The 21,508-nt window shown below is 71.2% G+C and carries 18 protein-coding genes; 6 read left to right on the top strand and 12 right to left on the bottom strand.

Features of this window, described 5'->3' with window-relative positions; genetic code table 11:
• Positions 1-111 precede the first annotated feature (111 nt).
• The 8 genes from ACZ7DE_RS07500 to ACZ7DE_RS07465 all read right to left on the bottom strand — a co-directional run bounded on the left by ACZ7DE_RS07500 (position 112) and on the right by ACZ7DE_RS07465 (position 8,830).
• A complete protein-coding gene (locus ACZ7DE_RS07500) occupies positions 112-753 on the bottom strand; it encodes a superoxide dismutase (RefSeq protein ID WP_470758766.1) in 642 nt (213 codons plus the stop codon).
• 129 nt (positions 754-882) lie between these two features.
• Positions 883-2,268 carry an amino acid permease gene (locus ACZ7DE_RS07495; protein WP_470758765.1) on the bottom strand — a complete coding sequence of 462 codons (1,386 nt, stop codon included), beginning with the start codon at positions 2,266-2,268 and terminating at the stop codon, positions 883-885.
• Between the two features lie 114 nt (positions 2,269-2,382).
• Positions 2,383-3,276 (bottom strand): TauD/TfdA dioxygenase family protein, encoded by an 894-nt coding sequence (locus tag ACZ7DE_RS07490; RefSeq protein ID WP_470758764.1) that lies wholly within the window; start codon positions 3,274-3,276, stop codon positions 2,383-2,385.
• A 29-nt stretch (positions 3,277-3,305) separates the two neighbouring features.
• Positions 3,306-4,664: an LLM class flavin-dependent oxidoreductase gene (locus ACZ7DE_RS07485; protein WP_470758763.1), complete on the bottom strand. Its 1,359-nt coding sequence runs from the start codon at positions 4,662-4,664 to the stop codon at positions 3,306-3,308.
• Entirely contained in the window at positions 4,661-5,398 is a 738-nt protein-coding gene (locus ACZ7DE_RS07480) for an ABC transporter ATP-binding protein (protein ID WP_470758762.1), read from the bottom strand. The genes ACZ7DE_RS07485 and ACZ7DE_RS07480 overlap by 4 nt, the downstream gene beginning before the upstream one ends.
• Entirely contained in the window at positions 5,374-6,294 is a 921-nt protein-coding gene (locus ACZ7DE_RS07475) for an ABC transporter permease (RefSeq protein ID WP_470758761.1), read from the bottom strand. The genes ACZ7DE_RS07480 and ACZ7DE_RS07475 overlap by 25 nt, the downstream gene beginning before the upstream one ends.
• A gap of 5 nt (positions 6,295-6,299) precedes the next feature.
• Positions 6,300-7,367, bottom strand: a complete 1,068-nt coding sequence (locus ACZ7DE_RS07470; protein ID WP_470758760.1) for an ABC transporter substrate-binding protein — start codon at positions 7,365-7,367, stop codon at positions 6,300-6,302.
• A gap of 248 nt (positions 7,368-7,615) precedes the next feature.
• Entirely contained in the window at positions 7,616-8,830 is a 1,215-nt protein-coding gene (locus ACZ7DE_RS07465; RefSeq protein WP_470758759.1) for an ROK family protein, read from the bottom strand.
• Positions 8,831-9,296: 466 nt separating this feature from the next.
• Between ACZ7DE_RS07465 and ACZ7DE_RS07460 the strand changes: the two genes are divergently transcribed.
• Positions 9,297-9,875 (top strand): biotin transporter BioY, encoded by a 579-nt coding sequence (locus ACZ7DE_RS07460; RefSeq protein WP_470758758.1) that lies wholly within the window; start codon positions 9,297-9,299, stop codon positions 9,873-9,875.
• 149 nt (positions 9,876-10,024) lie between these two features.
• Here the strand turns inward: ACZ7DE_RS07460 and ACZ7DE_RS07455 are convergent, their stop codons facing one another.
• The gene (locus ACZ7DE_RS07455; RefSeq protein ID WP_470758993.1) at positions 10,025-10,747 is read right to left on the bottom strand and encodes a hypothetical protein; all 723 of its coding nucleotides are present in this window, start codon (positions 10,745-10,747) and stop codon (positions 10,025-10,027) included.
• Between the two features lie 293 nt (positions 10,748-11,040).
• Between ACZ7DE_RS07455 and ACZ7DE_RS07450 the strand changes: the two genes are divergently transcribed.
• Complete coding sequence (locus ACZ7DE_RS07450) at positions 11,041-13,635, top strand: serine/threonine-protein kinase (RefSeq protein ID WP_470758757.1); 2,595 nt, start codon at positions 11,041-11,043, stop codon at positions 13,633-13,635.
• Between the two features lie 123 nt (positions 13,636-13,758).
• On the opposite strand, the gene ACZ7DE_RS07445 is transcribed toward ACZ7DE_RS07450, so the two are convergent.
• Complete coding sequence (locus ACZ7DE_RS07445) at positions 13,759-15,252, bottom strand: amino acid permease (protein ID WP_470758756.1); 1,494 nt, start codon at positions 15,250-15,252, stop codon at positions 13,759-13,761.
• Positions 15,253-15,468: 216 nt separating this feature from the next.
• On the opposite strand from ACZ7DE_RS07445, the gene ACZ7DE_RS07440 reads away from it, so the two are divergent.
• Together ACZ7DE_RS07440 and ACZ7DE_RS07435 are read left to right on the top strand one after the other, a co-directional pair.
• A complete protein-coding gene (locus ACZ7DE_RS07440; protein WP_470758755.1) occupies positions 15,469-15,954 on the top strand; it encodes a ribose-5-phosphate isomerase in 486 nt (161 codons plus the stop codon).
• A 115-nt stretch (positions 15,955-16,069) separates the two neighbouring features.
• A complete protein-coding gene (locus ACZ7DE_RS07435; protein WP_470758754.1) occupies positions 16,070-16,876 on the top strand; it encodes an Fpg/Nei family DNA glycosylase in 807 nt (268 codons plus the stop codon).
• Between the two features lie 33 nt (positions 16,877-16,909).
• Here ACZ7DE_RS07435 and ACZ7DE_RS07430 read toward each other — a convergent pair whose 3' ends face one another.
• Positions 16,910-18,151: a GNAT family N-acetyltransferase gene (locus tag ACZ7DE_RS07430; RefSeq protein WP_470758753.1), complete on the bottom strand. Its 1,242-nt coding sequence runs from the start codon at positions 18,149-18,151 to the stop codon at positions 16,910-16,912.
• A gap of 163 nt (positions 18,152-18,314) precedes the next feature.
• Here ACZ7DE_RS07430 and ACZ7DE_RS07425 point away from each other — a divergent pair, with 163 nt between their 5' ends.
• Entirely contained in the window at positions 18,315-19,499 is a 1,185-nt protein-coding gene (locus ACZ7DE_RS07425; protein WP_470758752.1) for a SpoIIE family protein phosphatase, read from the top strand.
• 79 nt (positions 19,500-19,578) lie between these two features.
• Positions 19,579-20,028, top strand: coding sequence for an HD domain-containing protein (locus ACZ7DE_RS07420; RefSeq protein WP_470758751.1), 450 nt, complete (start codon positions 19,579-19,581; stop codon positions 20,026-20,028).
• Here ACZ7DE_RS07420 and ACZ7DE_RS07415 read toward each other — a convergent pair.
• The gene (locus tag ACZ7DE_RS07415) at positions 20,016-21,239 is read right to left on the bottom strand and encodes an acyltransferase family protein (protein ID WP_470758750.1); all 1,224 of its coding nucleotides are present in this window, start codon (positions 21,237-21,239) and stop codon (positions 20,016-20,018) included. The genes ACZ7DE_RS07420 and ACZ7DE_RS07415 overlap by 13 nt on opposite strands.
• Between the last annotated feature and the right edge of the window lie 269 nt (positions 21,240-21,508).

Here is a 21,508-nt window from a genome sequence, read left to right as displayed (position 1 = left end):
GTACGCCGAAGCGGCCCCGCGAGTCATGTCCTCGCGGGGCCGCTCCCTCCTTCCGCCCGCCGTCGTGAAGGGTGAGAAGACGATCACGAGGCAGGACGCTTCGCCCGCTGCTCAGGGAGCGAGCAGCAGCACATCCGCGCGGGACTTCGCGCTCTCGTAGCGCCTCGCCACGTCCTGCCAGTCGACGACGGCCCACATGGCGTCGATGAAGTCGACCTTCTGGTTCCTGTACTGGAGGTAGAAGGCGTGCTCCCAGGCGTCGAAGACGAGGATCGGCACGGACCCCTGGCCGACGTTGCCCTGGTGGTCGTAGACCTGCTCGACGATCAGCCGGCCGCTGAGCGGCTCGTGGGCGAGGACGCCCCAGCCGGAGCCCTGGGTCGTCGCGGCCGCCTTGGTCAGCTGGGCCTTGAATCCGGCGAAGGAGCCGAAGGACTCGGTGATCGCGTCCGCCAGCTCGCCGACGCCGTCCGCCGCGAGGGGCTCGCCGCCGCCGTCGCCGCTCATGTTGGTCCAGTAGATGCTGTGCAGGATGTGGCCCGAGAGGTGGAAGGCCAGGTTCTTCTCCAGCCCGTTGAGCGCCGCCCACTGCTCCTTGTCGCGCGCCTCCGCCAGCTGCTCCAGGGTGTCGTTGGCGCCCTTCACATAGGCCGCGTGGTGCTTGTCGTGGTGCAGCTCGATGATCTCAGGGCTGATCACGGGGGCGAGCGCGGAGTAGTCGTAGGGCAGTTCGGGCAGCGTGTAGACGGGCATGACGGGGTCCCCTCAACCTCTTATTGCAAGTCACTTGCAAGTGCAGGCTAGCAACAAGAGGGGGGATCCGGGCAACAGGAAGGCCCCCACGCGTCCCGCACGTGAGGGCCGACTGGCGTTCCGGGGGGATCAGTTCACGCCCCGCCTCCGCTGCCACGCGTATCCGACGGCCGCCAGGAACGCCGTCATCCCGCCCGACCAGTACAGCTGCACCCGGGTGTCCGGCTCCCGCGCCATCAGGACGAAGATCGCCGCCATGCCCGCCAGCGCGACCCAGGTGAGCACCGGGAACGCCCACATCCGGACGACCAGCCGGTCGGGCGCCTCCCGCTCCAGACGGCCGCGCAGCCGCAGCTGGGAGAGCGCGATGAAGATCCAGACGACGAGGATCACCGCGCCGATCATGTTCAGCAGCCAGGGGAAGACATCGTCCGGACGCCAGTAGCTGAGCAGTACGCAGCCGAAGCCGAAGACGCAGGACGTGAGGACCGCCACCCGGGGCGCGCCGCCCGACACCCGGCCGAGCGCCTTCGGCCCGTGGCCCCGCTCCACCAGCGAGTACGCGATGCGCGAGGAGCCGTAGACGTTGGCGTTCATGGCGCTCAGCAGCGCGACCAGCACCACCACGTTCATGACCTGGCCGGCCCCCGGGATGCCGAGCTGGTCGAGGGCGGCGACGTACGGGCCCTTCTCGACGACCGCCTTCGAGTCCCAGGGCACGAGGGTGACGATGAGCGCCATGGAGCCGACGTAGAACAGCGCGATGCGCCACATCGCCGTGCGGACCGCGCCGGCCACGCCCCGGACCGGGTTCTCCGACTCGGCGGCGGCGATGGTGACCGTCTCCAGGCCGCCGTACGCGAAGACGGACGCGAGCAGGCCGACGACCAGGCCCTCGCTGCCGTGCGGGAAGAGCTCGCTCAGATGGGACGTCCCCGGGGAGTCAGTGCCCGGCAGGACACCGGCGACGGCCAGCACGCCCAGCACCAGGAACAGGGTGATCGCGCCGACCTTCAGCGCCGCGAACCAGAACTCGAACTCGCCGAAGTTCTTCACGGCGGCCAGGTTCGCCCCGCAGAACAGCAGCATGAACAGGGCCACCCAGGCCCACTCGGGCGTGCCCGGCAGCCAGCCCGTGACGATCTTCGCGGCGCCGATGCCCTCCAGGCCGACGGCCGTGCACAGCAGGACCCAGAAGGCCCACCCCACGGTGAAGCCCGCCCAGGGCCCGAAGGCCCGCTCGGCGTGCGCCGAGAACGAACCCGACGAGGGATACGCGGCCGACATCTCGCCCAGCATCCGCATCACCAGCATCACGAGAAGACCGGAGAGGGTGTAGGCGAGGACGATCGACGGACCGGCGGCGGCGATCCCCGCGCCCGAACCGACGAAGAGGCCGGCGCCGATGACGCCGCCGAGGGCGATCATCGACAGATGGCGCTGTTTGAGGCCGTGGGACAGGGGGGCGCCCGACTCCTGCGGAGTCCTGGCGGTGGTGGTGTCGCTGCTGGGCATGGGCGCGGCTCGTCCAATGCGTGAGATGGGCAAAAAACGCACCCAGTCTGGGCAGCCCCTCCGCCCGGGCGGAGGGGCTGCCCATCATTCGGACGGCCCGGACACGCGCTGTGTCTAGGCGGCTACGGAAGTGTAGTGCGCCGCGTCCCCCTCGATCGCGTAGCTCTCCTTGCCGTCGATGCCGACCGGGATGTCGCCCGCGACCGTCACCCGGTGCAGCCGGCGCGGCCGGCCGTCGTAGTTGTCGACCGCGTAGTGCTGGGTGATGCGGTTGTCGAACAGGACCAGCTGGTTCTCCGACCAGCGGTGCCGCAGGATGTTCTCCGGCCGGGTGACGTACGACTGGAGCAGGTCGAGGATCTTGCGGGACTCGGCCACCGACAGGCCCACGATGCGCTGCGCGAACCCGCCGATGAACAGGCCCCGTTCGCCGGTCAGCGGGTGCACGCGGACCACCGGGTGGACCGTTCGGTACTTGATCGAGGTGAACTGGGCGCGCGCGGCTTCCTGTTCCTCGTCGACCGCCTCCTGCGGCACCGCGTAGTCGTAGTCGTTGGTGTGCTCGGCCCACAGGGTGTCGGCGAGCTGCCGGAGCGGCTCGGGCAGCTGGCGGTAGGCGGCCGCCGCGTTGGTGATCAGGGTCTCGCCGCCGTAGGGCGGAAGGACGAGGCTGCGCAGCGTGCTGGCCTGCGGCGGATTGAGGACGAAGGTGACGTCCGTGTGCCAGTGGTTGGCGGCGCGGCCGCGCTCGCTGTCGACCGGCAGTACGTTCGGCGCGCCGTCGACGGCCGGCACGGTCGGGTGGGCGGTGGTGAGGTCGCCGAAGTGGCGGACGAAGGCCTGCTGGCCCTCGTCGTCCAGGTTCACGTCGTCGAACACCAGGGCCTTGTGGACGTTCAGCGCCTCACGCAGGGCGGAGTAGGTCTCCTCGTCGAGGGGCTTGGCGATGTCGACGCCACGGATCTGCGCGCCGATGTTCGCGGTGACCTTGCGGATCTCGATGCTCATGGAGAAGCCTTTCGGGCGAGTCGGACGGGTCAGACGAGGACGGGTGCGGGAGCGCTCACGTACTGGTTGGCGGGGCGGGGGAGGCCGTACCTCTCGCGCAGCGTGGTGCGCGGGCCGTACTCGCCGCGCAGCAGGCCGCGGGCGCGCAGGATCGGCACGACGTGGTCGACGAAGGCGTCCAGGCCGGAGGGCAGCACCGCGGGCATGATGTTGAACCCGTCGGCGGCGCCCTGGGTGAACCAGGTCTCGATCGCGTCGGCGACCTGCTCGGGGGTGCCCGCGAAGGTCAGGTGCCCACGGCCGCCGCCGAGCCGCCCGATCAGCTGCCGCACGGTGAGGCGCTCGCGCCGGGCCAGCTCCACCACCAGGGTGTAGCGGCTCTTGGCGCCCTCGATCGCGCTCTCCGGCGGCAGATCGGCGGGCAGCTCCGCGTCCAGCTCCAGGGCGCCCGGCTCCAGTTGGAGCAGCTGCTCCAGCCGCTGGACCCCGTGCGTGTGCACGATGTGGTCCTCCAGGACCTGTTCGTTCGCGCGCGCCTCGGCCTCCGTGGAGCCGATCACCGGGACGATCCCGGGCAGCACCTTGATGTGCTCGGGGTCCCGGCCCGCCGCCCGGGTACGCGACTTGAGGTCGGCGTAGAAGGCCTGCGCGTCGGCCAGAGTCTGCTGCGCGGTGAACACCGCCTCGGCGTACCGGGCCGCGAACGCCTTGCCGTCCTCGCTCGACCCGGCCTGCACCAGCAGCGGGTAACCCTGGGGCGAACGGGGGACGTTGAGGGCGCCCTCGACGCTGAAGTACGTCCCCCGGTGCCGGGGCGGGTGGACCTTCGCGTCGTCGCCCCAGACGCCGGCCGCCTTGTCGGCGACGATCGCGTCGTCCTCCCAGCTGTCCCAGAGCTTCAGGGCCACGTCGAGGAACTCGCCGGCGCGGGCGTACCGCTCGGCGTGCGCGGGCTCGGCGTCCAGGCCGAAGTTGCGGGCGGCCTCGGCGCCGGCGGTGGTGACGATGTTCCAGCCCGCCCGGCCGCCGCTGATGATGTCCAGGGAGGCGAACTTGCGGGCCAGGTTGTAGGGGGAGTTGTAGGAGGTGGAGGCAGTGGCGATGAGGCCGATGTGCCGGGTGGCCGTCGCCAGCGCGGTGAGCAGGGTGAGCGGCTCCAGGGCGCCGGCCGGACGCTGGGCGATGTTGCCCCACAGCTGCGGGCCGTCGGCGAGGAAGAGGGAGTCGAAGGTGCCGCGTTCGGCGATCCGGGCGAGGTGGACGTAGTGGTCCAGCTCGACGTGGGCGTACGGGTCGCTCTCCGGGAGCCGCCAGGACGCCTCGTGGTGGCCGGTGTTCATCAGGAACGCGTTCAGGTGGAGCTGTCGTCTGTTCTCAGCCGTGGTCACTGGTGATCCTCCGTGACGCCCAGCGCGGCGAGCAGCCGTTCGCGGTACTCGCCGAGCAGCGGGTCCCGGTACGAGCGCGGGTGCGGGCGGTCGATGGTCAGGTCGAGGCCGATACGGCCGTGGTCGAGGACGAGGACCCGGTCGGCGAGCACGATCGCCTCGTCCACGTCATGGGTGACGAGCAGCACGGAAGGCCGGTGGCGTTCCCACAGTTCGCGCAGCAGGGCGTGCATCCGGATGCGGGTGAGGGCGTCCAGCGCGCCGAACGGCTCGTCGGCGAGGAGGAGTTCCGGTTCGCGGACCAGGGACCGGGCGAGCGCGGCGCGCTGTGCCTCGCCGCCGGACAGCTCGTTCGGCCAGGCCCGTTCGCGTCCCTTCAGCCCCACCTCGGCGAGGGCCTCGCGGCCCTTCTCCTGCGCCTCCTTGCCGTCCAGTCCCAGCAGGACGTTGTCCAGCACCCGACGCCAGGGCAGCAGCCGGGAGTCCTGGAAGACCACCGACACCCGCTCCGGGGCCGTGAGCCGACCGCTGCCGACGACCTCGTGGTCGAGGTGGGCGACCGCCCGCAGCAGGGTGCTCTTGCCTGAACCGCTGTGGCCGAGGAGCGCCACGAACTGTCCGGCGGGGATGTCCAGGTCGATGCCGTCGAGGACCGTACGGTCGTTGAACGACCTGGTCAGTCCGCGCAGTTGGACGGCTGCGGGGCGGGTCAGCTGCTCAGTGTGCGGCGCCACGACAGCACCCTCCGTTCGATGAGACGGACCGCGCTGTCGGAGAGAAGTCCGAAGACGCCGTAGATGAGGAGGCCGACGAGGATGACGTCCGACTGGCCGTAGTTCGTGGCCTGGAACATCATGTAGCCGAGGCCGCTGGTGGCGTTGATCTGCTCCAGGACCACCAGCCCCAGCCAGGAGCCGGTCACCCCGAGCCGGAGTCCCACGAAGAATCCGGGCAATGCGCCGGGGATCACGATCTGCCGGATGAACTGGACCTTCGACAGGCCCTGCACCTCGGCGAGTTCGACGAACCGGTTGTCGATGCCGGACAGCGCGGCATGCGTGTTGAGGTAGATCGGGATGTAGACGACGATGGCGATGATCGCGATCTTGAAGGTCTCCCCGATGCCCAGCCAGAGGATGAACAGCGGGATCAGGCCGAGGGTCGGGATCGCCCGGTTGAGCTGCACGGTCCCGTCGATCAGCGCTTCGCCGGTCCGGGTCAGCCCCGACGCCAGCGCGAGCACCACCCCGGCGGTCAGGCCGATCGCGAAGCCGTAGGCGGCGCGCTCCAGCGAGGTCAGGACGTCGGTGGTCAGCGTCCCGTCGGTCCACAGATGGAAGCCGGTCCGCACCACCGTCCAGGGCGCGGGGATCGCCCCGGTGTCCAGCCGTCCGGCGGCCGAGGCGGCGGCCCACAGGACGATGAGCAGCAGGGGCCCGACGAGCCGGGACGCCGGCCACGGTGCGCCGGGCGCGAGTCCGCCACGTCGGCGGCGACGGACGCCGGGGCCGGTGTCGGCGTGGACGTCGGTTTCGACGGAGGTGGAGGCGGAGGCGGCGGTCGAAGCCGCGGCGGTGGGGGCGGCGACGGCAGGGGGCGTGCTCGTGGTCGTGCTTGAACGGGTGGTCATGGCGGTCAACTCCGGTACTCGGCGGCCACGGACTTGGCGGCGATGCCCTCGAAGCGGTGGTCGAACAGCGAGGCGACGTCGAACTTCTTCACGAAGCCGCCCTCGGCGAGCAGGTCCGCGGTCTCCTGCTCCCACTTGATGGCCTCGTCCCAACTCGGCGGGAAGAGAGGCTTGTTGGCGAGGGCGGTGATCGACTTGGCCTGGTCGAGGGTCAGGTTCTGCGTCTTGACGAAGAACTCCTCGTTCCAGACGTCCGGGTTCTCGTAGCTCCACACCAGGCCCTGCGCCCACTGCGGGATGAACGCGGCGACGGCGGCCGCCTTCGCCCTGTCGTTCAGCACGGACACCGGCGCCCACAGCAGACTGAGCAGGTCGACGACGTCGGTGGTGATGATGCGGGCGCCCTTGGACTCGTACTGCTTGAGGTAGGCGGGCGACTGGGTGTTGCCGAGCGGGGCGATGTCCACCTGGCCCGACTGGAGGGCGGTGAGGAACTGGTTGCTGGTCAGCGGGACGAGCTTCACGTCGTCGTACTCCAGCCCGGCCTTCTTCAGCGCCCGCAGCAGGACGACGCCCTGCGCCTGTCCCTGGGAGAAGGCCAGCTTCTTCCCGCGGAAGTCGTCGACGCTCCTGATGTCGCTGCCCGGCTTGGTGGCGAAGACGTAGTTCGGCCGCCGCGTGATGTTGATCGCGACGATCTTCGCGTCGAATCCCTGGTAATGCGCCTGGATCGGCGGAATGCCCGCGTTGTTGGCGAGGTCGAGGGACTTCGCGCGGAACGCGTTGATGACATCGGGGCCGGCCCCGATGTTCAGCCAGTTCGACACCTTGAAAGGCAGCTCGGGCAGTTTCGCCAGCTTGAGCTGCAACTCCTGCTGACCCTGGAAGGAGGCGATCTTCAGGCTCGTGCCGGCGGGCACCTTGTCGGCGAGCGGGGCCGTGGAGGCGCCCTTCCCGCTGGTGGCGGCACTGCTCTCGGCGCAGCCGCTGAGCCCGGCGACACCGGCGGCGGCGCCCAGCAGAGAGGTGAGGAAGAGACGCCGGTCGACACCGGACGTACGGGAAACGGGCATGGGAGGACCCCCAGGGGAAACGGAGAAAGCCTGGCAGCGGCAGGCGGAATCACGGGCACGACAGGGCGCGGCAGGGTGCCACGAGGCCCAGGAAAGAAATTCACCGGGGGAAGCAATTCACCCGGGAAAAGGCGAGGAGAAGGGCGCGCTCCCGGCGCGCCGGGGCGTCAGCAACAGAAAGTGCGACAGCTCATGATGATTATGTTCCTGTTCCGGTGGTGGGCCTGTCAACATTCAGAGTTTCTGAATTAACTCGGCTCTGGTGGCCGGCCCGGGGAGGTGGCCAGCGGATCGCGGTAGAGCACGTCCAGCGCCACCGCCCCGCCGGCCACGGCCAGTACGGAGTCGGGGAAACTGCTCGGCGCGACGGCGGCGGCGCGACCCGCTCCCACCTCGTCCCGCAGCGCGGTGAGACAGTCCTCCCGGAACAGCACCCCGACCTCCGTGACGACGACACGCTCCGGATTGAGCACGTCCAGCAGCAGCCCGGCCGCGCGCCCCACCATCCGCGCACGCTCCCGCAACAGCCTTACGGCCACCGGGTTCCCGGCGTCCGCGGCGGCGACCACGTGCATCGGGTTCACCCCGTCGATCACTCCGGCCTCGCGGGCCCGCCGGCACAGCGTCCGCTCGCTCAACTCCACCTGCAGGCAGCCGACGCGGCCGCAGTCGCAGGCCTGGGTGCCGCCGGCCAGCGGCAGGTGCGCGATGGCGCCCGCCTGGGAACGCGGCCCGTGGTGCACCTCGTCGTTGGTGGCGAACGCCGCGTCGACCACGTTCCCGACGAACAGGTGCAGCACGCTGCGGCTGCCGCGGGCCCGCCCGAACAACCGCTCCGCGTTGACCAACGCCCGTGCGTGTCCGTCCACATGGACCGGCAGCCCGGTGCGGGCGCCCATCGCCTCGCGCACCGGCACGTCCCGCCAGTCCAGCAGCGGATGCTCGACGACGGTGCCCGAATCCCGGTCCACCCAGCCGCCCGCGGCGACCCCCACCGCCAGCGGACGGCAGTCGTGCGCCTCGCCCAGCAGCGCGCCCAGCCCGTCGGCGGCCCGCGCCAGCACCGCGGACGGTTCGAGGCTCCGATGCTTCAACTCCCGCCGCGCCACCACCCGTCCGCGCAGATCCAGCAGCGAGACGGTCGTGTACGGCACCGCCACGTGCACCCCGCCCACCACGAACCGCGAGTCGTCCAGGTCCACGGGAACGTGCGGGCGGCCCACGCCGTTGCTGCGCCGGGGCGCGTCCGCCTCCCGGATCAGCCCGAGCCGGGTGAGCCGGGAGCAGTGGTCGGTGACGGAGGCGGGGGACAGCCCGGTCAGCCGGGCGATGGTGGAGCGCGCGACCGGGCCGTGCTCCAGCACGGACCGGAGGATCACGCTGGCGCTGGTGCGTCGCCGGTCGCTGTCGGCGACCCGGGTCACGGGAGAGGTCAGGGCGGGGGGAGCCGCGGTACGGGGCATGGGGAACTTCCTCGGAAGTCAGGAACCGGTCCGACACTGCGCCGTCTGTGGAGCGCGGCGCGCCGGATGATCGGCTCCGCCCGCCTCACACCGGAGGGCGACAGGCGGCAGCGCCCACCCGTCGCAGGTCGACATGGCGACGCGACGAGAAGTTGAGGGCTTGGGCCTGGGCAACCATGGCTCGAAGCTAGCAGCGAGGGCCCGTCCTGCCCAGACGGCGACCGACGGGCGAGACGGCCGCTGTTCGATTGGCGAAACCCTACAGAGGCCGCTCGGGGCGCCGACGTCGCCCGCACCACCTCACCTCAGTGACCAGGGTCACCCCGTACCAGGTGTAACCCCCATGTTTTGTCCGGAGCCCACCAAGCTCCCGATCGTCCGTTTGTCGATCGCTGACGGTGATCGCCCCGACGCCCCTGGGATAGCGTCACCGTGTCCTGATCCGTCCGACCTCCGCGGAGTCCCCATGAGCACCGCCGCCGCCACCCCCGCTCGCCCCGGACAGGTCCTCGCCGACCTGCTCCCCGCCTCCCGTGTCCGGGACGTCGCGCTCGTGCTCGGCGGTGCCGCGCTGACCGGTCTCGCGGCCCAGATCGCGGTCCCGATCCCCGGCACCCCGGTTCCGGTGACCGGCCAGACCTTCGCCGCGCTGCTCGTCGGCACGACCCTCGGCGCCCGCCGCGGCGTCTCCTCCCTCGCCCTGTACGCGCTGGCCGGTCTCGCCGGCGTGCCGTGGTTCGCCGGGGGCACCTCGGGCCTCGGCGTCTCCTTCGGCTACATCCTCGGCATGATCCTCGCGACCGCCGCCGTGGGCGCCCTCGCGCGCCGCGGCGCCGACCGCTCCATGCTGCGCATGGCGGGCGCGATGCTGCTGGGCGAGGCGATCATCTACGCCGTCGGCGTTCCCTACCTTGCCTTCGCGGCGGGCATCTCCGCGTCCGCCGCCGTCGCGGCCGGCCTCACCCCCTTCCTGATCGGCGACGCCGTCAAGGCGGCCCTGGCGATGGGCCTGATGCCCACGGCCTGGAAGCTCGTCAAGCGGTAGCCGTCTCGAGCCGTCGCCTGGCCGCCGTCGGCCGCCGCCGGCCGTCGTCGCCCCGAGGGAGGCGTGACCCGACCATCCGCGTCGGGTCACGCCTCCCTCGCGTCCGTCATGCCCTGGAGCGTGTCGTCATGCCCGGCCGGCGTCCGGGCTCAGCTCTCCTTCCGGGCGGGCCGCCGCTGGGACCACCACAGTCCGGCCACGCCCGCCGTGAGCAGCGAGGCCCCGGCCACGCCGAGCGGGATCAGGGCCCGTCCGACGCCGGTCCTGGGCAACTCGTCGCCGCCGGGCGCCGCGGGCGTGTTGTCGGTGCCGAGGAGCAGCGGAGTGGCGGGCGCGTTCGGCGACGGATTCGTCGTACCGAACGGCACCGGCCCCTGCTGCCAGAACGTCTTCTTGCCGTCACTCGTCTGGACGGGCAGACAGATCTTCCCGGTCTTGCTCAGATCGAAGGTCGCGTCGACGTCGTACGACTGCGACGCCCCGGCCGCGAGATTGTCGACGGGGCAGGCGAAACCGCTGTTGGAGCCTTCCGGGAGGTCCTTCTTCGCGATCGCCTCGCACCCCTGAACGCTTTTGACCGTGAGTCCGTCGAAGCCGACGACCAGAAGCCGTATCCGTCCGCTGTCCTTGGTCCCCTCATTCTTCACCGTGGCGGTGATCGCCGTTTTCCCGGAACTGTTGTCGACCGAGATCCGCTCCGGCAACGTCGTCGTCGTCCTCACGCCCGCGGGCGCCTCGTCGACGGGCTTTCCCCCCTTGTTGCTGCCGGGACCCTGATCGTCCGCCCCGGCAGGGAAGGAAAGGATCAACACTGCCGAGAAAGATGCCGCGACCATCGAACCGGCAATGGTCGTCGCACGACGAGAACTCATGTTCGTCCCCCTTGGCTGCGCCTGAATTCGCAGTACTTGAAGAGGTACCACAAGATTTCTCCGCACTATGCTGGTACGGCACTAAGTGTGACTATTGTGTTTCTGGGGCCGGGTAATGGAGGGGGTGCGACGGATTGCCGGGAAATTCGGGAAGCGCAGGGAATTCGGGGATTCCGGGGAATTCGGGGAATCTCGGGAACGGTGGTGAATCAGGGAGGGGCGGTTTTCCTGGGCTGCTGGTGGCGGGGCGTTATCGGCTGGTCGAGAGTATCGGCCAGGGGGGAATGGGCCGGGTGTGGCGAGCCACCGACGAGGTGCTCGACCGGCAGGTCGCCGTGAAGGAGATGCGCATCGACGGCCTGGACTCGGAGGACACCCGCACCCGCCGCGAACGCACCCTGCGCGAGGCCAGGGCGACCGCCCGCATCGACCACCCCAACGTGGTGCGCGTCTACGACGTCGTGGACGAGGGCGAACGCCTGTGGATCGTCATGGAGTTGGTGGCCGGGCGCTCCCTCGAGCAGATCATGGCCGAGGAGGGACCGCTGGGTCCCCGCGAGACCGCCCGCATCGGACTCGGGCTGGTCACGGCGCTGCGCCAGGTCCATGCGAGGGGCGTCCTGCACCGCGACATCAAACCGGGCAACGTGCTGGTGGCGGACAGGGTCGACGGGGGCGACGGAGGCGACGGAGGCTTCCAGGGCGTCGGGGGGAGGGGGACGTTCCCGGGGGGCGAGCAGCGGCGGGAAGGCGGCGGCCGACGGGTGGTCCTCACCGACTTCGGCATCGCCGCGATCCAGGACGCGAAGGCGTTGACCATGGTCGGCATGCTGGTCGGTTCCCCCGACTACATGGCCCCCGAGCGCATCTCGGGACGCCCGCAGGGCCCGCCCTCCGACGTGTGGTCGCTGGGCGCGACACTCTGCGCCGCCCTGGCCGGCCACTCCCCCTTCTCCCGGGACACCACGCTGGCGACGTTGCACGCGGTCCTCTATGAGGAGCCCCGACTCCCGGGCCACGCCGGCCCGTTGCGCACCGTCCTCGCGGCCCTCCTGCACAAGGAGCCCTCGGCCCGTCCGACCCTCGCAGCCCTGGAATCCACCCTCGCCCCCATAGCCTTTCCGCCCCCGACCCCGACCCTGGCGGTGACACCGGAGGCGGCACCACCGCCACCCCCGGGCGACAAGGGTGCGGAAGGCGACCGAGGACCAGGCGGCACGGACGGCCCGTCGGGCGCGGGTGAGCCACCGCCGGGTGAGCCCCCGTCGGGTGAGCCCGTGTCGGGGGAGCCGCGGCTGAGTCAACCGCCGCTGGGTGCGGCCCTGCCGAGTGAACCGCCGCCGAGTGAGCCCTTGGTGAGTGACGCGCCGTCGGGTGAGCCGTTGCTGAGTGAGCCGCCGACCCGCACCCTCCTGGACGCCGCCAGGGAGCCCGCCCCGCAGGATGCCCGCCGCCCGCCGCCCGCGCCCTACCCAGACCCCGAGGCCGGACGCCCCGAGCCGGTATACGGGGAACCCGCATACGTAGACCCCGGACACGCGGAGCCCGGACCTGCAGATCCCGGACACGCGGAGCCCGGGCACCCTGAGCTCTGGCGCTCCCGGCCCCGAGACCCCGAGTCACGTGACTCCGACCTCGCACCCTCCGGGCGACGGGGTTCCGAGGGTGAGCCCCCCACTCCTCCCCAGCCTCCCGAGGCGGCCTCCAGTGAAGCGGCGTCGGAGATGCGTTCCGAGTCGGGCTCCGAGCCGCCGTCCCCCAGCCCGGCCGGCGCCCCGCCTCCTCACTCCGGAGTATCACTGGCCCGCTCCCGGGCGGCGACGGAACGCAGGCCCGCTCCGGACCCTGACCCCGCCCCGGACCCTCATCCCGCCCCGGACTCTTATCCCGGCCCGGACCCCTACCCCGCCCCGGACCCTTATCCCGCCCCGGACTCTTATCCCGGCCCGGAGGCCGAGCCCGCCCCGGAGGCCGATCCCGGTCCCGGCCCGGACGTCCCGGACATCGGCGCTCAGGGGCACACCGGCCCTGCCCTGGAGCCTCGCCCGGCCGAGACCGGCGAATCCTCGAGCACGGCGTCGGGTCCACCGCACAGTCCTGCGCCGAGTCCCGCCTGGCAGGTGACGCAGTCCTCGGACGCGCAGTCGTCCGAAGCGCCGACCCGGAGGGCGGAGGGATGGCCGGCCGGCGGTGAGCTGCCCGGACCCGCTGTCCCGGCCGGCGCGGGCAGCGGCAGCCGTCGCCCGCTCACGGGGGAGTGGACGCGTCGGCGTGCGGGCACGGTCGGCGCCGTCCTCGCCGTGACCGTCGGCGCGGTCCTCGCGATCGTGCTGGTGGCGGCCCCCGGTGCGCACGACGGCGACGATCGGGCCCGGGCCGGCGGTTCCTCGTCCGGGTCGTCGGCCGTCACGGGCGTGAGCCCCTCGTCGTCGCCCACGGTCGAGGGGACCTTCAGGCCGCCGAGTCTGCCCCCGGGCGCGCACCGGGAGGCGGGCGGGTTCGCGTGGGCGACGCCGAAGGGCTGGCGACGCGACGTGAAGACCGGCGCGGAGGTGCACTACACGTCCCCCGACGGCGCCCAGGAGCTCGTCGCCAAGTCCTCCCTGGCCCGGGGCGATCTGATGGACACCTGGCGGACCTCCGAGCGGAACGCCCGCCAGGGCCGGGACTACCGCAAGATCCGCCTGGAGGAGACGACGTTCCGAGGCCTCCCGGCGGTCGTCTGGGAGTACACCTTCACCCTCGGGGGCACCCCTTGGCACGCCCGGCTCCTCGGCTTCGACGAGAGCGGGAAGTCCTACCAGATCAACACCTGGTACCAGCCCGCCGCCGAGGGGCAGGCTCTGAGGACGTACGAGAAGGTCAAGGACAGCTTCACCGTGATGTGACGGAAGGGGCCCGCTGAAGCGGACCCCTTCACTCTTGACGCTCTCCCGGCCCGAAGACCATCGACGACCGAGAAGACCTTCGAAGGACCCGGAGGCCCCCGGGCCGGAACCCGGATCGGGACCCTAGACCTTGCTCTTGGCCTCGACCTCGGCCCCGGTCTCGGCGTGGTCGACGGCGGAGTTCCGTCGGCCCTGCCGGGAGTTCCGCTCCTTGACCAGGGCGATGACGACCACGACGGCCGCGACGAGCAGCGACAGCAGGACGGTCGTCCGTCCGCTGCTCTCGCCCTCGGTGTCGGTCAGCATGTAACCGAGGACGAAGACGATCAGCGCGGCGGTCGCCCAGGTCAGGTACGGGTACAGCCACATCTTCACGACCAGCTTCTCCGGCGCCTCGGCCTGGATGATCTTCCGCATCCGCAGCTGCGAGAAGCAGATCACCAGCCAGACGAACAGGGCCACCGCGCCGCTCGAGTTCACGAGGAAGAGGAAGACGGAGTCCGGGAACCGGTAGTTGAAGAAGACGGCGACGAACCCGAAGACCACGGAGGAGACGATCGCCGCGAGCGGGACGCCCCGGCTCGTCGTGCGGGCGAAGACCTTCGGCGCGTCGCCCCGCTCACCGAGCGAGAACGCCATGCGGGAGGCCGTGTAGAGGCCGGAGTTGAGGCAGGACAGCACCGACGTCAGGACGATGAAGTTCATGATCTGGCCGGCGTGCGCGATGCCCAGGGAGTCCAGGGCGGCGACGTACGAGCCCTGCTCCTTGATGGCGGGGTCGTTCCACGGCAGCAGCGTGACGACGACGAAGATCGAGCCGAGGTAGAAGACGCCGATGCGCCAGATGATGCTGTTGGTGGACTTGGTCACGGCCCGCTGCGGGTCCTCCGACTCCCCGGCCGCCAGGGTCGCGATCTCGCTTCCCATGAAGGAGAAGACGACGAGCAGCACACCGGTGAGGATGGCGCCGGGCCCGTTGGGCAGGAAGCCGCCGTGCCCGGTGAGGTTGCTGAGCCCGGCCTTGTCGCTGTCGACGCCGGGCAGCACGCCGAACACGGCGAGCCCGCCCACGACGATGAACGCCCCGATGGCGACGACCTTGATGCCCGCGAACCAGAACTCGAACTCGCCGTAGGAACCGACGGAGACGAGGTTGGTGGCCGTCAGCACCACCATCACGATGAGGGCCCACCCCCACTGCGGTACGGCGGGGATCCACCCTTCGAGGATCTTGGCCCCGGCGGTGGCCTCCACCGCGAGCACGACGACCCAGAAGAACCAGTACAGCCAGCCGATGGAGAACCCGGCCCAGCGTCCGAGCGCCCGGTCGGCGTGCGCGGAGAACGAGCCGGAGGTCGGGTTGGCCGCGGACATCTCCCCGAGCATCCGCATCACCAGCACCACGAGCGTGCCGACGAGAGCGTAGGACAGCAGAATGCCCGGGCCCGCGGTGGCGATGCCGGAACTGGAACCGACGAAGAGTCCCGCGCCGATGACACCGCCGATGGCGATCATCGACAGATGCCGGTTCTTGAGACCTGCCTGAAGCCCGGAACCGTTTTCTCCGGGGGCTCCAGAGCCGTGTTCGGCCTTGGTGAGGGTCGGCTGCGAAGTCATGGGGATGGTCTTTCCTTTGCGCCGCGTGTGAGGAACCTTGCGCTTCGTGCGTGGGGGCGTACGAGCCGGTCCAGTGAATCCGAGGTGAATCAATTCGGGAACCTCTGAATCCGGATTGTTACTTGAGGTTTTCCTGAGCTTCCATGGGCTTGCTCGCAGTTCGTGGACGCGGCACCCGGCGCTGCTACCCCGCGGCGCCCGTGTCACACTCATCCCATGCGCGTGTATCTCGGCTCGGACCATGCCGGCTTCGAACTCAAGAACCACCTCGTCGAATGGCTCAGGGCGGCGGGCCACGACCCGGTCGACTGCGGGCCGCACATCTACGACGCCCAGGACGACTACCCGCCCTTCTGCCTCCGCGCCGCGGAGAAGACGGCCGCGGACCCCGACGCCCTCGGCATCGTCATCGGCGGCTCCGGCAACGGCGAGCAGATCGCGGCGAACAAGGTGAAGGGCGTCCGTGCCGCCCTGGCCTGGAGCGAGGAGACCGCGTCCCTCGGCCGCCAGCACAACAACGCCAACGTCGTCGCGGTCGGCGCCCGCATGCACACCCAGGACGAGGCGACGAAGTTCGTCGAGACCTTCCTGGCGACGCCGTTCTCCGAGGACGAGCGCCACGTCCGCCGCATCGACATGCTGTCGGCGTACGAGACCACGGGCGACCTCCCGGAGATCCCCGCCCACCACCCCCAGCAGTAACCCGCAGCCGGAGCCCTGGAGCCCCGGAGCCCCGCGCGGCGGCAGAGGCCGGGCGCGGGGCCGCCGCCCGTCCCGCCGCGTCGGACGGGCGGGCGGTGAGGAAAGGAAGACCCCGGTGCCAGAAGGGCACACGATCCACCGGCTGGCGCAGGACTACGCCCGCTTCGCCGGCCGCCCCGCCCAGGTGAGCAGCCCCCAGGGCAAGTTCGCCGACGCCGCCGCCCTTCTCACCGGCACCCCGCTCACCCGCACCGAGGCCCACGGCAAACACCTCTTCCTCGGGTTCGCCGGCGACCGGTGGATCCACATCCACCTCGGCCTCTTCGGCAAGGTCGCCTTCGGCGACGCCCCCGCGCCCCCGCCCACCGACACGGTCCGCCTCCGCCTGGCCGGCCCCACCGGGTACGTGGACCTGCGGGGCCCCACCACCTGCGCCCTGATCACGGACGTCGAGAAGCAGGCCGTACACGCCCGCCTCGGCCCCGACCCGCTCCGCGCCGACGCCGATCCGCGCGTCGCCCACGCCCGCGTCTCCCGCAGCCGTACGACGATCGCCGCCCTGCTCATGGACCAGAAGGTCATCGCGGGCGTCGGCAACGTCTACCGCGCCGAAGTCCTCTTCCGGCACGGCATCGACCCGTACCGGGCGGGCAGGACCATCACCCCGGACGAGTGGGACGCGATCTGGACCGACCTCGTCGCCCTCATGCGCGAGGGCGTCCGCAACAACCGCATCGACACGGTCCGCCCGCAGCACACCCCGGAGGCGATGGGCCGCGCGCCCCGCGTCGACGACCACGGCGGCGAGGTGTACGTCTACCGCCGCACCCACCAGCCCTGCCACCTCTGCGGCGACGCCATCCGCACCGCCGACCTCGCGGCCCGCAACCTCTTCTGGTGCCCGACCTGCCAGAAGGGCTGACCGCCCCGCTCGGAGCCCGGGCCCGGCCCCGTGTCAGAACCCGTGCGGCAGCCACGGAGCCGTGACCGATGCGAACCCCACCGCCGCCTCCGTCAGCGCCCCCCGCCTGAGTTCCCGCACCCGCCCGGCCGCGCCGAGCGCCCCGAGGCTCACCCCGCCGAGATACGCCGACCCCAACTCCCTTGCGGACAGGGCGAGATCGGCGGCGTCGGTCGTGCGCTCGCACACCGCGCCCTTGGCGTCCCCCGACAGTCGCCAACGCCCCGAGTTCCAGGGGCAGAAGGCGTCCTCGACGTCCAGCACCACGTCCACCGGCGCCTGGTACGTCCGCGCCTCCAGCGCCGCCGCGACGTCCACCAGCCGTACGTACAACGAGTCCCGCACCCGCAGTGCACACCGCCGGACGTCGGAGACGAGATGCCGCCACGCCTCGTCCACCGGGCGTCCACGCAGCCTCAGCGTGGTGGTCAGGTCGATCTCGAACAGGAACCGCCACAACGCGGCCTGCGACAGCGGGTCCACCGCGGCCAGGTCCTGCACCTGCACCTGCCCGTCGTGCCCGCTGTCCGTCCACCGGGGCAGCACCCGGAAGCGCGCGTACCCGGTGACCTCGCCGTCCCGCTCGGCGAGCGCGCACTGCAGCGGGGACGCCCCGCCCCGATCGCTCTCCGGATCGAGCAGCCCCAGCCGCTCCCAGCCCGGCCGCCTCGCGAGCATCCCGGCCCGGCCGGGCACCGTCCGCGCGTACACCCCCTCGCACGCCGCGAGTTCGGCGCCGGGGTCGCCGTACCGCACCCGCACGTCGTCCGTGCCGGGCGGGACGGACAGCCGTACCCGGCCGAGGTCGATCTCGGCGTTCAGCCCGAAGGTCGCCGTGCCGTACCCGAACCGCCCGTAGATCGCGGGCTCGGACGCGGTGAGCGCCGCCAGCGGCTCGCCCCAGGTCCGCACGTCGTCCAGCTGCCGCCGCATCATCGACGTCAGCACCCCGCGCCGCCGGTGCGTCGCGCTCACGCCGACCATCGTCACGCCCGCCGTCGGGACCGACGCCCCGCCCGGCACGGTCATCCGGAAGTCGTACGCCCCGGCCGTCGCCACGCACGCGGCGCCGTCCCACACTCCGAGGGAGCGTTCGTACGGGGTGAGCGCCCTGTAGAGCGCCCGCTCCTCGTCCGATTCTCCGACCCCGCCGAAGGCGCGAAGGAGAGTGTCGTACCACTCGTCCCATTCATCCCGCCGCAGTACCCGCATTCGCCCTGTCGCCTCGCTCGCCATGAATCCATGCCTAGCAGTCCGATGCGGGACGAGCCAGGGAATTTCACCCACCTTGCGGCGCGAGCGCTTTCCTTCAAGTTCACTGTGAAGTTGAGCCTCGGAGGGGGGACAAGTGGGACCTCCCGTGCCAAGCGGCGGGTTCGATGGATAGGGTCCCGAACTAATGGCAGCAGGACGACAGCGGCGCGCGGAAGCCGAGACGTTGACGGCCCGGATGAGGCACTGGATGCACCGGGTCCGGACCGGCGTGCGCAGAAGCGCCGTGGACTACTTCCGCGGCGACGGCTCGGACTGGATCGCGCTCGCCTTCCTGCTGCTCACCGTCCCGCTGATCGCCGTCACCACGCTCGCCAACTCGGTGTGGTGCTCCCCGGCCGCCCTCGTCCTGCCGATCGTCGCCGGCGGTCTGCTGCTGCGCCCGTCGAGCCTCCTCGGCCTGTACGCGGCGGCGGCCACGGCGCTCATCGTGGAGTCGGTGCAACTCGGCCCGTACACCGAGGGCCCGTCCCGGGTCACGCCCGGCGTGGTGCTCGTGGTGGCCGCATGCGGTTTCTTCGGTCTTCTCATCGCCCAGTTCCGCAGCCGGGTCGGCGTGCCCTGGCGGCGCGGCGGCACCATGCTCTTCGACCTGCGCGAACGCATCCGCGTGCAGAGCAAGCTGCCCGGGCTGCCGCACGGCTGGCACCGCGAGATGGCGCTCAGGCCCGCGGGCGGCCAGTCCTTCTCCGGCGACTTCGTCGTCGCGGCCCGCACCAACGGCGGCCGCACCCTGGAGGTCGTCCTCACGGACGTCTCCGGCAAGGGCATGGACGCCGGCTCGCGCGCGCTGCTGCTCTCGGGCGCCTTCGGCGGCCTCCTCGGCTCCCTGCCCCCGCACGCCTTCCTCCCGGCCGCCAACGGCTATCTGCTCCGCCAGGACTGGGACGAGGGATTCGCGACCTCCATCCACCTCGTCCTCGACCTCGACTCCGGCGACTACGAGCTCTACTCGGCCGGCCACCCGCCGGGCCTCCAGCTCAGTGCCGGCAGCGGCCGCTGGGAGGAGAAGGCCGCCGAGGGCCCCCTGCTCGGGGTGTACGACGGCGCCCAGTTCGACCCGGTGAAAGGCTCGCTGCGCCCCGGCGACGTGCTGATGCTCTTCACCGACGGCCTGGTGGAGACGTCCGACCGGGACATCGTCGAGGGCATCGACCGCCTCACCGGCGAGGCCGACCGCTACGTGGCCGGCGGCTTCCAGGGCGCCGCCTGGCATCTGATCGAGGCGGTGGCCAAGGACGTCAACGACGACCGGGCCCTGCTGCTGATCTGCCGCGAGGGCCCGACGGCCGTGTCCGCGGCGCTCTCCTGAGACCCGCGGGGCCCCGGCTCCGCGACGCCGTCCCGAGCTCGTCCGACCTCGCCCGAGCTCCTGCGAAGGAGGACCCGTCATGCTGACCCTGTCCGAGATCGAGACCCTGGCCCGCGCCGCCCACGAGGGGCAGACGGACAAGGCGGGCCGGCCCTACGCCGAGCACCTCCGGGCGGTCGCGGAAGGCGTACGCGCGCGGGGCGGCGACCCCGACCAGATCGCGGCCGCCTGGCTGCACGACGCCGTGGAGGACGACGCCCTGCCCGAGGCCTGGCTGGACGGAGCCGCCCTGAGCGAGCGCACGAAGGCGGTCGTCCGGGCGGTCACCAAGCGGGCGGGGGAGACGCCGGAGGCGTACGCGGGGCGCATTCTGGCGACCCCGGGAGCCCTGCTGGTGAAGGAAGCGGATCTGGCGCACAACGCGGACCCGGTGCGGCTGGCGGTCCTGGACGAGCGGACGCGCACCCGGCTGACCGAGAAGTACGCACGGATGCGCGCACTTCTCGGCCTGACGGATCAGCTCTTCTGAACCTCGAGCCGCTCTCGGCGCCCGGGCTCCTGCCGCTGCTTCCGCTCCTGCTTCCCGCGCTCACGGGCGAGTTCGGCGGCGTCCGGCTTGAACGACCACGCCATTCTCGGCTCTACGACGAACCGGAAGACGCGCCGTACGGGCGGGGTGCACAGCAGGGTGACGGCCACGGCCACCGCGACGCTGACGGCGATCTCGCCGAGCGGCCGGTGCAGCGCGGGCTGGTCGAACCAGCCGCGGTAGTCGGCGCCCTTGATCAGGAAGCCGTGCAGCAGATAGCCGTACAGCGTGCCCGCGCCGAGCGCCGTGAACCACATGGTGCGGCCCGGCACCCACGAGAAGAAGCAGGCCGTCAGCAGCAGCGAGCAGCCGAACAGGGCGAGCTGCATGGCGGGACCGACCCACCACGGCAGGCCCAACTCCTGTGCGGACGCGCGGTGGTAGAGCCAGCCGGTGTTCATCCTCGGCACCGCCCACCAGCAGAAGGCCAGGGAGAGGGCGAACACCGGGACGGCCGCGATCCGCACCGCGCGGCGGCGGACCATCCGGAAGTGCTCGGGCCGCAGGCACAGGCCGAGCACGAAGTAGGGCAGGAACTGCAGGACGCGCTGGAGGTCCAGATCGCCGCCGAAGGCCGGGGTGAGGGAGGCCAGCATCGCCATGCCCAGGGCGACCGGCAGCGGGTGGCGGACCATCTTCCAGATGGGGGTCGTCAGCCGCCAGATGAACAGCGCGCACAGGAACCAGGTCAGGTAGTACGGGTCGAGCAGGGTGATGGCGGCCTGGGGGTCGTGGTCGACGACGCGCTTGAAGAGCGGGTACGCGCTCTCGAACACGACGTACGGCACGGCGACTCCGGTGACCAGCCGCTTCAGCCGGCCGGGGCTGCCGTCGAAGCTGCGGGAGAAGAACCCGGAGACGACGATGAAAGCCGGCATGTGGAACGTGTACACGAGCATGTACGCGGCCTGCAGCACCCGGCTGTCGCCCTTGAGCGGCTCCCAGGAATGGCCCAGCGCCACCAGCACGATCGCCAGGTACTTGGCGTTGTCGAAGAACGCGTCACGCTGCGTGGCGGGACGCGGGGACGTTCGACCGGCGGATCTGTCCCGAGGCCGGTCGGGTGACCCGTCGTGCTGATCGTTCTGCTGACCGTTCCGGTTCTGGGGCGAGCGGGGGCTCGGAACGAGAGACGAGGCGGCGTGGAACATTCGATGCACCCTAGCGTCGCGCGCGCGTATTCGTAAAACGCCCCAGGTCATTCCTCGTTATTCACGTTCTGGACGCGTGATCGAGCGGCGACGGTAACGCGCAGTCGGCCGTGATGTCATGATTCATCCCGACTAAAAGGTGCATAACGCCGGTTGTGCGGCAGCATTTGACGAGACCGCGACCACAATTCGAATTACCTGCGCACACGTTGTGCGGATATGGAAACCGACCGCCCCAATTCCCGTACGGATAAGCCCTCCCGTGGTCG

The organism is Streptomyces sp. NPDC037083, from assembly GCF_055606485.1.
The sequence above is the reverse complement of the archived record's forward strand: the minus strand, read 5'-3'. Positions and strand labels throughout refer to the sequence as shown.